General features: G+C 66.6%; 14 protein-coding genes. 10 read left to right on the top strand and 4 right to left on the bottom strand.

The features are described from left to right. Positions 1-242: 242 nt before the first annotated feature. From FHY06_RS26470 to ftsH, 4 genes are all read right to left on the bottom strand, one after another. Complete coding sequence (locus FHY06_RS26470; RefSeq protein WP_132752627.1) at positions 243-992, bottom strand: response regulator transcription factor; 750 nt, start codon at positions 990-992, stop codon at positions 243-245. Then, positions 989-3148, bottom strand: coding sequence for a sensor histidine kinase (locus FHY06_RS26465; RefSeq protein ID WP_311733737.1), 2160 nt, complete (start codon positions 3146-3148; stop codon positions 989-991). The genes FHY06_RS26470 and FHY06_RS26465 overlap by 4 nt, the downstream gene beginning before the upstream one ends. Positions 3149-3515: 367 nt before the next feature. Next, complete coding sequence (locus tag FHY06_RS26460; RefSeq protein ID WP_184606850.1) at positions 3516-3794, bottom strand: hypothetical protein; 279 nt, start codon at positions 3792-3794, stop codon at positions 3516-3518. Then, entirely contained in the window at positions 3795-5732 is a 1938-nt protein-coding gene (gene ftsH / locus FHY06_RS26455; protein WP_184606849.1) for an ATP-dependent zinc metalloprotease FtsH, read from the bottom strand. Positions 5733-5941: 209 nt separating this feature from the next. Here ftsH and FHY06_RS26450 point away from each other — a divergent pair, with 209 nt between their 5' ends. From FHY06_RS26450 to groL, 10 genes are all read left to right on the top strand, one after another. Continuing rightward, positions 5942-6589 carry a phosphoribosyltransferase gene (locus tag FHY06_RS26450; protein ID WP_184606848.1) on the top strand — a complete coding sequence of 216 codons (648 nt, stop codon included), beginning with the start codon at positions 5942-5944 and terminating at the stop codon, positions 6587-6589. A gap of 126 nt (positions 6590-6715) precedes the next feature. Beyond that, positions 6716-7699: a thiamine pyrophosphate-dependent dehydrogenase E1 component subunit alpha gene (locus tag FHY06_RS26445; protein ID WP_184606954.1), complete on the top strand. Its 984-nt coding sequence runs from the start codon at positions 6716-6718 to the stop codon at positions 7697-7699. After that, complete coding sequence (locus FHY06_RS26440) at positions 7696-8709, top strand: alpha-ketoacid dehydrogenase subunit beta (RefSeq protein WP_184606847.1); 1014 nt, start codon at positions 7696-7698, stop codon at positions 8707-8709. Before FHY06_RS26445 ends, FHY06_RS26440 begins: the two co-directional genes overlap by 4 nt. Next, positions 8706-9014: a biotin/lipoyl-containing protein gene (locus FHY06_RS26435; protein ID WP_184606846.1), complete on the top strand. Its 309-nt coding sequence runs from the start codon at positions 8706-8708 to the stop codon at positions 9012-9014. The genes FHY06_RS26440 and FHY06_RS26435 overlap by 4 nt, the downstream gene beginning before the upstream one ends. Positions 9015-9035: 21 nt before the next feature. Beyond that, positions 9036-9356 (top strand): DUF6506 family protein, encoded by a 321-nt coding sequence (locus FHY06_RS26430; protein WP_184606845.1) that lies wholly within the window; start codon positions 9036-9038, stop codon positions 9354-9356. 9 nt (positions 9357-9365) lie between these two features. Then, positions 9366-10112, top strand: coding sequence for a 2-oxo acid dehydrogenase subunit E2 (locus tag FHY06_RS26425; protein WP_184606844.1), 747 nt, complete (start codon positions 9366-9368; stop codon positions 10110-10112). Continuing rightward, complete coding sequence (locus tag FHY06_RS26420) at positions 10109-10630, top strand: CBS domain-containing protein (RefSeq protein ID WP_184606843.1); 522 nt, start codon at positions 10109-10111, stop codon at positions 10628-10630. The genes FHY06_RS26425 and FHY06_RS26420 overlap by 4 nt, the downstream gene beginning before the upstream one ends. A 24-nt stretch (positions 10631-10654) precedes the next feature. Then, positions 10655-10885 carry a hypothetical protein gene (locus tag FHY06_RS26415; protein WP_184606842.1) on the top strand — a complete coding sequence of 77 codons (231 nt, stop codon included), beginning with the start codon at positions 10655-10657 and terminating at the stop codon, positions 10883-10885. 74 nt (positions 10886-10959) lie between these two features. Further along, positions 10960-12738, top strand: coding sequence for a DNA polymerase/3'-5' exonuclease PolX (gene polX, locus FHY06_RS26410; RefSeq protein WP_311733736.1), 1779 nt, complete (start codon positions 10960-10962; stop codon positions 12736-12738). A 141-nt stretch (positions 12739-12879) separates the two neighbouring features. Continuing rightward, a complete protein-coding gene (gene groL, locus FHY06_RS26405; RefSeq protein WP_184606953.1) occupies positions 12880-14508 on the top strand; it encodes a chaperonin GroEL in 1629 nt (542 codons plus the stop codon). Positions 14509-14514: the final 6 nt, after the last annotated feature.

The raw sequence follows: 14514 nt of genomic DNA, 5'->3' as shown, positions 1-14514 counted from the left end.
TGGCGCCCCTTGATCGATGGTGGTCTTCGCGTCGTTTTTCATGAGTTCTCCTCCTGTCCCGCCGTGGCGGAGAGCGGCATCACCGTGGCGCCGCTTCGGAGGGAAATTCTCAAATGGCGCTATCGAATTTGCACCTTGCGTTTTCTTGCAATGCACAGTGGGCACCTACGGAAATCGGTAGGTCTCCGGCACCGAATGAATGCATTGGTGTTCGTGCGGCGCCACACCGCAGTCCGAAGTGCTCAGAGTTCGATGCGCACCTGGCCCTGGAAGCTGTAGCCTTCGCCGCGCACCGCGACGACCGGCAGCTTCTCGCCGCTGGCCTGCTCCACCTTGCGGCGCAGGCGCGAAACCGTCACGTCGAGGTTGCGCTCGTAGGCCTCCAGGCCCGGACGCCCCATCGCCGCGAGCAGCGCGGCCCGGCCGACCACTTCGCGCGGTTGTTCGATCAGGCACTGCAGCAGCCGTGCTTCCGCGTTCGAGAGCTGCACGCGCTCGCCGCCGGGCGACAGCAGCAGCCAGGAGGTCAGTTGATAGCGCCAGGGGGCCTGGGCGGAGGCGTCGCCAGCGTCCATCGCCGACGGCTCTTGCGCGGCTGGGGCCGGGGATGGGGCCTGGACCTCCTGGCTGCGCTGCAGCAGGTTGTGCAGGACCATCTCGAGCTCGCGCAGGTTGACCGGCTTGACGAGGTAGTAGTCGGCGCCCAGTCCCAGTCCGTGCAGGCGGTCGTTCAACATGCCGCGCGCCGTCAGCATCACGACGCGCATCGCGCCGCGCGCACGCAGCCGCGCCAGCACGCTGAATCCATCCTCGCCCGGCAGGTTGACGTCGCAGACCGCGGCATCGAAGTCCTGCCGCGCCAGTTCCCCGTCGAGCTGCTCCGCGCTCTCCAGGCCGCTGACGAGCATGCCCACGCCGCGCAGGTAGCGCACCACGGTGTCGCGCAAGTCGTCGTCGTCCTCGATGACCAGCACGCGGGCGAGGCCGCTCATCGGACGCCTCCCGGGCGGGCGAGCGCAGTGCGTGTTTCGTGCCCGGGATATTCCGCCAGCGCGCTGCCTGCGTGGAGCGGCAGGGTCAGGGTCAGCACGGCACCGCCCCCGGGCCCGTTGGCGGCGGCCACGCTGCCGCCATGGACCGCGGCGATGCGGTGCACCATGTGCAGGCCGAGCCCAATGCCCGGAATGCGCCGCGTGCCGGCCGAGCGATAGAAGCGCTCGAAGACGTGCGGCAGGTCGTCCGAGGCGAAGCCTGGCCCCTTGTCGCATACCTGGATGCAGATGCAAGGCCCCGCTGCACCCGGCGCAAGGTTTTCGGGCGGCCGGGCGCGGATGCCTGCGCGGACCCGGATCGGCGAATCAGGTGGCGCGTACTTGATGGCATTGCTCAGCAGGTTGTCCATGGCGATGTGCAACAGCATCTCGTCCGCCAGCGCCGGCAGCGCGCTCGCATCGAGCTGGAGGGAGATGCGTCCGCGGCCGCTGCCTTCGTTGTGCTCCTCGATCTTCTCGCGCAGGAATACCGCCAAATCGATGGGCACCGGATGCACGTTGCCGCTCGACGCATCGAGCCATTCGTCGGCCAGCAGGGTGTCGACCAGGTCGCGCATGCGAAGCACGGTGCGGCCGATCTTCTCGGCCTCCTTCTTGACCTCCTCGCGCGCCAGGCCGAGCCGGTCGTCGGTGAGGAGCTGCGCCGCGCCGCCGATCGTTCCCAGCGGCGTGCGGAACTCGTGCGAGACCATGGCCAGCAGGCCGCGCTGCTCGCGCAGCGCCAGCGCGAGCTGGTCGTGCGTACGGTGGTGCTGTTCGATCTCCTGACGCAGGTCGCGGGTGCGCTCGTTCACGCGCCGTGAGAGCCGCGCACGATGCCGAAGCGACAGCGCCAGCGCACGCCGCTCGCGCTGGCGCACGCGCCAGCCCAGAGCGAAGAAGAAAGCCATGATGTGGAGGATGCTGCCGATCGCATAGCTCGCCTGGGCCGCCAGCGTGAAGGGCAGCCACTGCAGGTTCTTGGCGAAGTGCACCGATCCCATCATCAGGTAGACCGCATAGCCCACCAGCCCCGGCCACGCCTGCATGTTGCGGCGCAGCGCCACGATGCACATGGGCACGATGCAGGCCGCGAAAAGCACCCACGCCAGGTTCAGCGGCCGGGCGACACGGCCGTACCAGCCCGCCATGGCCGCCGCGCAGGCCGCGAGGCAGGCGAGCGTCATCACCTGGAAGACACGGTTCATGCGCGGGAACTGCCGCTCCATGTCGAGGAGGACGCGTGCGAAAGCGAAGGCCGCGGCCGTATGCAGGCAGACCGAGAAGTTGTGCAGCCGGACCGCCGCCAGAGGGCTGTCGCGCAGCCAGAACGACGCCGGCAGGCCCTCGGAGCTCGCGAACACCATGCCGAGCGTGACCAGGTAGCCGGCATAGGCGACAAACCGGCGGTCGGGCAAAGCGATGCCCATCATCAGGCTGACTACCGCCATCAGCAAGGCCATCCCGGTGACGCCCGCATCGACGAAATTGAGTTCCTGCTGAACCTCGGCCTGCTCGCGCAGCGGCGACACGCCGCCGACCAGGCTCAGGGTACGGTCGCCCGCCAGGCGCACCCAGATCCAGCGCGGCTCGGTATCGGGCCACTCCGGCAGCCGCACCGTGGGCATCGACCAGGGCAGTTCGCGCTTGGAACCCGCCCGCATCCCGCCGAGGGCGCGATGCTCGAACCCGCCGTCGGCGCCGCGCCACCACACGTCGATGTAGTCGGCGTAAGGTGCGTTCAGCCGCAGCCACCAGCCGTTCTCCAGCGGACGGACGACCTGTTCGGGCGAGGCCCGGACCTGGAACCGCACCCACCAGGCGCCCCTGACATAGCCGCCGTTGAAGGTGCCCTCGACCGTCTTGAACTGCTGCCGGAAGGCAGGCGAATCCACCTGCTCGCGCGTGAGCTTTCCGCTTTCGTCGTAATAGGCCTGTATGCGTCCGATGAAGCTGCGCTCTGCAAGGGTCGATCGGGCGTCGAGTGTCAGGGGCTGCGGCTGTTGCTGCGCATGGCTCGCGAGCACAAGGCACGCCAGCAGGATGAAGACAGCGGCCGTACGTCCGCGAATTCCGACGAGCCGGTCAACGAACAGGAACGCAATGACGAATTGCACGCGCTGTGGGCAGGGTGTGCGCTTCAGTCAGGCGCTGTGCAAGGAGGTGTACCAGTCCTCGCGTTCATGGCAGGCTTCGTGACGTCGCGTGCGCTCGCAAGCCGGGGTGCTTCGAATGACCGTTGTTCATGGCTCCTCCTCGTCGCGCTTCGGGTTCCGCAGCCCTGGGCATCATCGACTCGCCGGCTCCCGCGCCGGTTCGCCATGAATTCTGTGACACGGGACGCAAGATTGCATCTTACTTTTTCTTTCACTGATGGCCGTTTGCGATGCGCAGTGCCTTCGCTACCGGGAAGGAGGCCGTCAATGAAACAACGATGTCGCAGCCCCCGAGAAGAGCGTCTCCTGCGCTACCTCCTCGCAACACTCAGGACGATGAGCGAGCACGCCGGACCTTGGTCCCGGCATCGCCCTCGGCCAGCTTCTGCCGCCGGGCTTCGCGGATGTCCCTGCGAATCTGGCGAAACAGCAAGCTCCCGCAGCTCAGATGCCCGGCAGCCATCAGAATTGCGATCACCGCGAAGACCGGATCCCGGTTGACGCTGGAGCTCGGATCGAGCAAGGCCAGGCACAACGCCAGCAAGATGAAGGCCCAGGCCACTGTGGCGATACAGGCATGGAGATAGACCCACAACGTTTTCATCATTCAGCTCCGCTGCAGCAAGGGCACGCGCGCGGCCGCCGGCTCGCGCGCGGGGGACTCGGCACCCGCCGTTTCGTCGACGCCGGTCAAGGAAGCCGTCGCCTCAACGCGTTCGTCCGGCGCGGTATGCACGGCGCCCTGGCCTGCGACCAGGGCAAGCAATTCGGCCTCCTCCAGTGTCTCCTTGCGCATCAGCTCGCGCACGCACCTGTCGAGAATCTCGCGTCGCTCGTGCAGCAAGCGGGTTGCCCGCTTCGTTTCTTGTTCGATCAGGCCCGAAACCGCATCGTCGATGCGTTGGGCCGTTTTCTCGCTGGTCGCTGAAGATGCAGGTGTTGCCGGTGTACCCGCGAGAGGGTCGACGGCGGAGCCTTGCCGGTCCGCGTAGAACACCGGCCCGAGACCGCTGTCCATGCCGTAGCGCAGCACCATGTCGCGCGCCAGGCTCGTCGCCTTGACCAGGTCATCTGCTGCGCCGGTCGATGGTTCGCCGAACACGAGCAGTTCGGCAGCGCGTCCACCGAGCAGCACCGCAAGCTTGTCGAGAAGTTCGCCTCTGCGCAGCAGATGCCGATCCTCCGAGGGCCGCTGCAGCGTGTAGCCAAGCGCGCCGATGCCGTGGGGAACGATCGATACCTTGTGAACCTTGTCGGTACCCGGCAGTGCCAGGGCCGTCAGCGCATGACCCATCTCGTGGGTGGCCGTGAGCTCCCGCTCTCGAGGGCCGAGGATGCGGTTCTTTCTCTCGATGCCGGCAACGATGCGTTCGATCGCCTTGGTGAAGTCTGTCATCGTCACGAAGTTCGCATTTCGCCGCGTCGCGACGAGTGCCGCCTCGTTGACCAGGTTTGCGAGATCGGCCCCCGCGAACCCCACTGTGATGGCTGCGACCTGATCGAGATCCATCGACGGTTCGAGCTGGATTTTCCGTGCGTGTACTTTCAGGATCGCGCATCGGCCGGGGCGGTCCGGCCTGTCGACAAGGACCTGTCTGTCGAACCTGCCTGCGCGAAGCAGCGCCGGATCCAGCGTCTCGGGCCGGTTCGTCGCGGCAAGAAGGACCACACCGACGCTGGGGTCGAATCCATCGAGTTCCACGAGCAATTGGTTGAGCGTCTGTTCGCGCTCGTCCTGGCCTCCGGCGATCGGAAAGGCCGTCCGGGTCCTGCCGAGCGCATCGAGTTCGTCGATGAAGATGATGGCGGGCGCATTCGCGCGGGCCTGCTCGAACAGGTCGCGCACCCGCGCAGCGCCCACACCGACGAACATCTCGATGAACTCCGACCCGCTGATCGAGAAGAAGGCGACGCCAGCCTCTCCGGCGACGGCACGCGCCAGCAAGGTCTTGCCCGTGCCGGTCGGTCCCATGAGGAGAATGCCCTTCGGAATGCGCGCACCCAGGCGCGCATGCTCCTTCGGGTTCTTGAGGAAGTCGACGATCTCCTGCAGTTCGAATTTCGCCTCGTCGACACCGGCCACGTCGTCGAAGCGCACCCCGGTGCTCTTCTCCATGTAGATGCGGGCCTTGCTCTTTCCGACGCCCAGCAGTCCGCCCCCGCCACCTGCGCGCCGCAGCACGAGGCTCCAGAGGCCGAAGATCACGAGAGCGGGCAGAACCCAGGAGGCCAGTGTCGCAAGCCAGCCTGAACTGCGCACTCGCTGATAGGGGACCCCGAAAGCCGATAAACGCTGCGCCGTCTCCGGCTCCATCATGGTCGCCATCAGCGTGTCCTTTCCCTTGTCCGGTATCTTGAGCCGCCCGGTGATGATCGCGTCGCCAACCGTGACTTCCGAGATGTGGCCCTGCCTCAACCGCTCTTCGAAAGCGCTGTAGGGAATCATCTCGACACTGCGGGTCTGATCCCAGTAGTCCCATGCAAGGGTCATCAGCCAGACGACGACGAGCACCGTGCCCAGATTGAGATGCTTCCAGTGTTTCATTTGCGATCGGCGATGCGAGTTCCGTCGGACATCGGCGCGGCGCCGGATGGAGAGAACGGCAGCATCCCGCTACAGCACCGAACGCGCCTTGATTCAGCGCAATGCGGCAAGCAACGCACCGTTTCCGGGCGCAGCCGGCATCCGGATTGCGCACGATCAAGCCTGCGAGGCCCAGGTGACGCAACGATGGCGGCCTTCGGAGAACGAACATGCTCTTCTCAGATCGACGCGAAGCCGGGGAGCAGCTCTCTCTGGCCTTGAAAGCCTACAAGGGCCAGCGGCCCTTGATCCTCGCCATACCGCGCGGCGCGCTGGAGATCGGCCGTGTGCTGGCCGACCGCCTCGACGGAGACCTCGATGTCGTGCTGGTCCGCAAGCTCGGAGCACCGGCCTCGCCGGAGTTCGCCATCGGCTCGATCGACGAAAGCGGCTGGACATACATCGCACCGCACGCCGCTGCAGTCGGCGCGGACGAGGCCTATATCGAGCAGGAGAAGCGCCACCAGCTCGGTGTGCTCAGGGCCAGGCGCCGGCTATACACCCCCGATCGCGCACCGAGCGATGCCGCCGGCCGGATCGCCGTGGTGGTGGACGACGGCCTTGCCACCGGAGCCACCATGGTGGCGGCCTTGCATGCGACGCGGTCGCGCCGCCCGGCCAAGCTGATCTGCGCCGTGCCGATCGCGTCGCCTGAGAGTCTCGCCATGGTCCGCCCCTTGGCAGACGACGTCGTATGCCTGCACGCACCGCAAGACTTTGGCTCGGTCGGGAGGTTCTATCGCGCCTTCGATCAGGTGGAGGACATGCGGGCCATGGCCTTGCTGCGCGGGAACGGCCGGTGCAATGCGGGATCCTGAGAAGGCCGCCCGGCCCTGGATGGACTTGCGATAGATCAAGCCGCCCCGTCTCGCGCGACCTATGCTGGTTCCAGGGATTTGCCGCAAGTGGCCGCCAGCGATGCGCGGTTGCGCAAGGAGACCGACATGCAGATGAATGCGCAGCAGTTGAGCGAGGCCTACCGAGGCATGTGCACCATCCGGGAATTCGAGGAACGAGTGCACAAGGAATTCGCAACCGGCCAGATACCCGGCTTTGTGCACCTCTACGCCGGCGAGGAAGCTTCGGCGGTCGGGGTCTGCATGGGCCTGCGCCCCGACGACCACATCGCCAGCACGCACCGTGGCCATGGCCACGCGATTGCGAAGGGCTGCGACGTGCACGCGATGATGAAGGAGATCTTCGGCCGCCAGGGGGGGCTGTGCAAGGGCAAGGGTGGCTCCATGCACATCGCGGATATCGGCAAGGGCATGCTCGGCGCCAATGGCATCGTGGGCGGCGGCCCCCCACTCGCGTGTGGCGCAGCCCTTGCAGCCAAGGTGAAAGGCACCCAGTCCGTGGCGGTCGCCTTTTTCGGCGATGGCGCATTCAACCAGGGGACCACGCTCGAGTCGATGAATCTGGCGGCGGTCTATGCCCTGCCAGTGCTCTTCGTGCTGGAGGACAACGGCTATGCCGAAAGTACTGCGAGTTCCTGGTCGATCGGAGGCCATAACCCGGTTCGGCGCGCCGAAGGCTTCGGCCTGCGCGGGAACCGCGTGGACGGCCACGACTTCTTCGCCGTTCACCGCGCCGCGATCGAGGCGCTGACGCGAATGCGCGCAGGCGGCGGCCCCGAACTCCTGCACATCGAGTTCACGCGCTACTTCGGCCACTTCGAAGGCGACCAGATGACCTACAGGCCGCCGGGCGAAGTCAAGGAGGAGCGCAATTACCTCGACTGCCTCAAGTTCATGCGGGCCAGGATCACGAGCGCAGGAATGCTTCTGCCGCAGGAGCTCGATCGCATGGAAGCCGAAGCCGCATCGCTCATCGAAGACGCTGTGAGCAAGGCGCGTGCAGCTCCGCCGCCCGACCGGTCCGATCTGCTGACCGACGTGTACAAGACTTACGCGGGAGCACTGGCATGAGCATCAAGTCATTTCGCACCGCACTCAATGAGGCCATGCGACAGGAGATGGAGCGCGATCCGACCGTGATCGCGCTCGGGGAAGACATTGCCGGAGGCATGGGCGCACAAGGACAGCAGGACGCGTGGGGCGATGTGCTCGGCGCGAGCAAGGGCCTGCTCGGTGAATTCGGACGCAACCGGATCTTCGACACGCCGATCAGCGAGAGCGCCTTCATCGGTGCGGCCGCGGGTGCGGCGGTGGCCGGGCTGCGCCCCATCGTCCAGCTGATGTTCGTCGACTTTTTCGGTGTGTGCGGCGACCAGATCTTCAACCAGATGGCCAAGTTCCGCTACATGTTCGGTGGCAAGGCGACGACGCCCGTCGTGGTCAGGACGCTGTTCGGGGCGGGCACCCGCGCCGCCGGCCAGCACAGTCAGTGCCTGTACCCCATCTTCACGCACATTCCGGGCCTGAAGGTCGTCATCCCCTCTTCGCCGTACGAGGCCAAGGGACTCATGATCCAGGCAATCCGCGACGACGATCCGGTGATCTTCTTCGAACACAAGGCCATGTACGACGACATGGGCGAGGCTCCTGACGAGCCCTACACGATTGCCTTCGGCGAGGCGAACATGATTCGCACGGGTGACGACGCGAGCATCGTCGCCACCGGGCGCATGGTCAAGCATGCAAGAGAGGCAGCGATCGCGCTCGAGCAGTCGGGCGTTGCGTGCGACCTGATCGACCTTCGCACCACGTCGCCCCTGGACACCAGGACGCTGCTGGACAGCGTGCGCAAGACCGGTCGTTTGGTCGTGGTCGACGAAGCCAGCCCGCGCTGCGGCCTGGCTGCCGACATCTCGGCGCTGGTGGCGCAGGAAGCCTTCGCTTCCCTCAAGGCCCCGATCCGGATGGTCACTCCGCCGCACACACCCGTCCCCTTCGCGCCGGTACTCGAGGACGCATACATTCCGTCGCCCGCCCGGATCGAGGCTGCCGTCCGCGCACTGCTGGAGCCGCGGGCATGAACGCGAACATCACCGCCGTGACGGTGCCCAAACTCGGGCTGACCATGAAGGAAGGCACGATTGCGGCCTGGCATGTCGAGCAGGGATCGACGGTCAGCGTGGGCCAGCCATTGTTCGATGTCGAGACCGAGAAAGTCACGAATGAATGCACCTCCCACAGGGCCGGGATCCTGCGGCGCCAGGTCGCTCCCGCGGGTACGACGCTCCCGGTCGGCAGCCTCGTCGCGGTCATCGCGCCCGCGCAAGTCCCCGATGCGGCGATCGACGAGTTCGTCTCCGGATTCGAGCCCGAGAAGCAGGCCTGAACCTCACAACCAGGAGAATCCATGCCTCTGAAAGCCGCCTTCATCTTTCTCGCAGCGGGTGCGAAGCCGAGCGAACATCGCCTCGTGGTGCACACGCCTCAAATCGATCTCGTGGTGGTTGGTGTCTCGGACTATGCGCAGGCAGAGTCGGCGGCGCGTTCGCTCGTGGACGAAGGCATCGGCGCCATCGAACTGTGTGGTGGTTTCGGAAACGCCGGCGCGGCCCGCATCTCGCAGGTGGTCGAGGGACGTGCAGCCGTGGGGGTCGTCCGCTTCGACCTCCACCCTGGGCTCGGCGGGCGCAGCGGCGACCAAGTGTTCGCCGCCGCAACAGGTCAGTGAGGCACCGCCGTGCGTACCACCACGCCCAAGGTCAGGGACTACGACTACGCCCTGTTCGGAGAAGTCGAGATCGTCCCGCTCGGCCGCGTCAGGCAGGTCATCGGCGAGCGCGTGACGGCAAGCTGGATGACGGTCCCCCACGTCGCCCAGTTCGATGAAGTGGACCTGGCCGCCGTCGAGGCGGAACGCGCACGGCTGCGCCCTGAAGCCCAGCGCGCGCGCATCTCGATGAGCGTTCTCCCGTTCGTCATGAAGGCCTGCGCGCAGGCGCTGCTTGCCTTTCCCGACTTCAATGCCTCGCTCGATGCCTCGGGCAGCGCGCTCGTGCGCAAGAAGTACTGCCATATCGCCTTCGCGGCCGACACGCCCATCGGACTGCTTGCGCCGGTGATCCGCAACGTCGACAAGCTCACCCCGATGCAGATCGCCGCCGAGATCGACAACCTCGCCGCGCGCGCCAGGTCGTGCTCGCTGTCTCCAGCGGACATGGAAGGTGCATGCTTCACCGTCTCCAACCTGGGTGCACTCGGGGGTACCGGCTTCGTTCCGATCATCAACGCACCCGAGGTCGCGATACTGGGCGTCGCCCGGGCAGCGCAGCGTGTGGTGGAAGCGAACGGACGATTCGTATCACGCACCGTCCTGCCGCTGTCGCTCGTTTACGACCACCGCGTCATCGACGGGGTCATGGGTGGTAGGTTCCTCGCCGCGATACGCGAACACCTTTGCTCCCCAGCCATGGGAGCGCAACCATGAAGATTTCCTCCATCTGCACACGCCGTGTGGTGACTGTGGATAGCGCCTGCACCCTGTCGCAGGCTGCGGCAGCCATGCGAGACCAGCACGTCGGCGCACTGGTCGTCATTCGGAAGCCGGGCGCAGACATCCAAACGGCGGGCATCGTCACGGACCGCGACCTGGTGCTCGAAGTACTGGCACGCAACCTCGACCCATCGGCCATCAGGATCGGCGACCTGGCAAGCGACGCCGTCGCCTGCGTGCCGGAAGACTCGGACATCGCGAGCGGCATGGCGGTCATGGAGAGCCACGGCGTGCGCCGCGTGCTGGTGACCGATGCGCAGGACCGCATCGTCGGCATCGTCTCGCTCGACAACATGCTGGATGCATGCGCGCGGCAGCTGGCGGGCTTGTCGCGGGTGATCCGAAGCGGCCTGCAGCGCGAGGCCTGCGAACTCGACAGGGCCATTCCCGCTTCTGCGCCCACGAGGAATCCTTGCGTCGCAGCGCCCGGATGGGGCTCGATCGTGGAGTGACGAGAAGACGGAAAGGACACGAAGATGCGAATCACCATCCGGACCTCTGGCGAAACAATCGCAGAACTGCAGGTCGGCACGAGCCATCATCCGCACGAGGGACCCCTGCCCCTGGTTGGGGACACCATCGTCGTGCCGGAGGACGCCGACGTCGACCCGAAGGCCAAAGGCCCGCTGAAGGTCCGCAAGATCGTGTGGCACTACGCCCCCGGATCGAGCGCCCTCTGGCCTGAGGTCGTCTGCAAACCGGCCTGATGACAGCCCCGACGGCATCCGGCCGACCGATCGCGGCCGAGCCATCGACATCCCGCCAGGCTCCGCGGACACCCGTGGTCAATGCCGATGTGGCGGCGATGTTCAACGACGTCGCCGATCTGCTCGAGCTGCAGGGCGCCAGCGTGTTCCGCATCCGCGCCTATCGCAATGCAGCCCGCATGCTCGGCGACCTGGGCCAAAGCGTCCAGGCCCTGATGGAGCAGGGCAAGGATCTAGACGCTCTGCCCGGCATCGGCGCCGATCTCGCACAGAAGATCACGACGATCGTGCACACGGGCAAGTGCCCGCTCCTTGAGCAACTGCGTGCCCAGGTGCCGCCGGGAGTGGTCGAGCTGCTTCGGATTCCCGGTATCGGGCCTCGGCGCGCGCGGGCGCTGCAGCAGGCGCTCGGCATCCGCACGCTGGAGGACGTACAGCGCGCGATCGCGGACGGACGCCTGCGCAAGGTCCGCGGCTTTGGCCTCAAGACTCAGCAGCGCATCAGCGAATCCATCACCGCGCGTCGGCAGGCGGATCAGCGCTTCAGGCTGCCGATGGCCATGGAAGTCGCCGCCACCCAGCTTGCCAGCCTCTCTGCGGAGCCCGGCGTGCTCCAGGTCCAGGCCGCCGGAAGTCTTCGACGGCGGCGCGACACCGTGGGAGATATCGATCTGGTCGCAGCCGTCCGCCCCGGCAGTACGGTCACACGCCGGTTCGCTGCGGCACCTGGCGTCACGACCGTCCTCGCGAAGGGACCCACGCGCGCGAGCGTGGTGCTCGCGAACGGCATGCAGGTCGACCTGCGTTGCGTACCTGCCGAGAGCTTCGGCGCGGCCCTGCTCTATTTCACCGGGTCGAAGAACCACAACATCGCCCTGCGCCAGCGCGCGCTCGATGCGGGTCTGAAGCTCAACGAGTACGGCCTCTACCGAGGAGACCGGCGCATCGCCGGCGACACCGAGGCATCGGTCTACGAGGCACTGGGCCTTCCCCTGATAGAACCGGAGTTGCGCGAAAGCCGCGGCGAGATCGAGGCCGCGCTGGACCACCGCCTGCCTGATCTGATCACGCTCGATGCGCTCAAGGGTGACCTGCACACCCACACGCGCGACAGCGATGGCGGGGACACGCTCGCGACCATGGCGCAGGCCGCCAGGACACGCGGCTGGGAGTACATGGCCGTCACCGACCACTCCTCGCGGCTCGCCCTTGCACACGGACTGGATGCCGGCAGGCTCGCCCAACAGATCGACCGCATCGATGCCCTGAACGAGCGGCTTCGTGGATTCGTGGTGCTCAAGGGCATCGAAGTCGACATCCTCCCGGACGGCAGCCTCGACCTGCCCGACGACATCCTGAGCCGCCTTGATCTCGTCGTGGGCGCAGTCCACTCCGCGTTCGACCTGCCCCGCGAACGCCAGACCGACCGGTTGTTGCGCGCCATGGACCATCGCAGCTTCAGCATCCTGGCGCATCCCACCGCCCGACTGATCGGCGACCGCGCGCCCTGCGAGATCGATCTGCAGCGCGTGATACGCAAAGCGCGGGAGCGCGGCTGCTTCCTCGAGCTCAACGCACAGCCCACGCGTCTGGATCTGAACGACGTGGCCTGCCGGATGGCCAAGGACGAGGGGGTGTTGCTCAGCATCGCCTCGGACGCACACAACACCCTCGACTTCGAACACCTGCGCTACGGCATCGGCCAGGCGCGGCGCGGCTGGCTGGGGCCTGGCGACGTGCTGAACACCCGAAGTCTCGAAGCCCTGCGGACGCTTCTGGCCGGGACCATCGAGAAGCTCCCCTCGGGCAGTTCGTGCAGGGCCGTCACCCAAGTCCCCTTGCCCATGCCCTGAGCCTTGCCCTCGCCGCCTGCCGGCGGCATCTGCGCAGCGGTTTGCGCCGCATCAAGCCTTGGCGGCTTCGGCGCGGGTACGGTGCACTTCCCGTTTGCAGGACGCGCGGCCTCAGGCCGCGCCAACAGGAGGTCCACCGAGATGACAGCCAGGCAGTTGCTCTTTGGCCAGGAGGCCCATGACAGGATCCGGCGCGGCGTGAATGCGCTCGCCGACGCGGTCAAGGTCACGCTTGGTCCGCGCGGACGTACCGTGATCATCGACAGCGACTACGGCGCACCCCAGATCGTCAACTCGGGCGTGGTCGTTGCGAGATCGATCGAGCTTGAAGACCGGTTCGAGAACATGGGTGCGCAGCTGCTGCGGGAGGTGGCGGCGCGCACCAGCGAAATGGCGGGGGACGGCACCACCACCGCCACGGTTCTGGCGCATTCGATGATCGAGGAGGGCCTGAAGTACTTGGCCGCCGGCATGAATGCGATGGGGCTCAAGCGCGGCATCGACGCTGCCGTCGAGACCATCGTGCGCGAACTCCGTGCCATCTCCCAGCCCTGCGCGACCTCGCAGGAAACCGAACATGTCGCCACGATCTCGGCCAACAACGACCGCGCCATCGGCGAACTCGTCGCGCGCGCCATGGACAAGGCCGGTCGCGAGGGTGCGGTGTCCATCGAGGACGGCTCCGGTTTGGTCAGCGAGCTTGAAACCGTCGAAGGGCTTCAGTTCGATCGCGGCTACCTCTCTCCCTACTTCATCAACAACCCCGAGAAGCAGCAAGTGCTGCTGGAGAACGCCCTGGTCCTGCTGTGCGACCAGAAGCTCTCCGCCGTCAGCGAGCTCGTTCCGCTGCTGGAATCCGCAGCCAAGTCCGGCGCCCCATTGCTCGTCGTCGCGGAGGATGTGGAGGCCGACGCGCTCGCGACGTTGGTGATCAACAGCATGCGCGGCGTGGTGAAGACCTGCGCTGTCAAGGCCCCGGGATTCGGGGATCGCCGCAAGGCAATGCTGCAGGACATCGGCATCCTCAGCGGCGGACAGGTGATCTCGGGCGAGACTGGACTGACTTTGGCCAAGGCCACGCTGGATCACCTTGGGCGCGCACGGCGCGTGGTGGTCGACAACGAGAGCACGACGCTGATCGGGGGCGGCGGAGATGCGCAGGCCATCAAGGACAGGATTGCCGCGATCAGGAGCGAGCGCGAAGCCCAGGCCGGCGAATACGAACGCAACCAGCTGGATCAACGTGCCGCCAAGCTCTCGGGCGGCGTGGCCGTGATCAAGGTCGGGGCTGCGACCGAGACCGAGCTCAAGGAACGCAAGCTGCGCGTCGAGGACGCGCTGCACGCGACCCGGGCCGCGGTCGAGGAAGGCATCGTGCCCGGCGGAGGCATTGCATTGCTGAGGGCGCGCCGCGCGTTGACTACGCTCTCGCTTCCCGACTTCGACGAGTCCAACGGCGTCAAGATCGTCCAGCGCGCGCTGGAGGAGCCCCTGCGCCGCATCGCGGCCAACGCGGCGGACGAGCCCTCCATTGTGTTGGCCAGGGTCGAGGAGTCGGAGGCACCCGGCTTTGGCTACAACGCCGCCTCGCGCAGCTATGGCGACATGCTGGAGATGGGCGTGATCGACCCGGCCAAGGTGACGCGTCTTGCGCTGCAGAACGCGGCCTCGATCGCCGGACTCATCCTGACCACCGACTGCATGATCGCAAACGCGCCGCGCAAGGAATCCGCAGACTCCGCGCGCGCAGCCGCCGATCTGTATCAATGACGCCTG

It is taken from the genome of Variovorax atrisoli (assembly GCF_014195185.1).
Lineage (GTDB): Bacteria > Pseudomonadota > Gammaproteobacteria > Burkholderiales > Burkholderiaceae_C > Variovorax > Variovorax atrisoli.
Note: the sequence above shows the minus strand (reverse complement) of the source record. Positions and strands in the feature narration are given on the sequence as shown.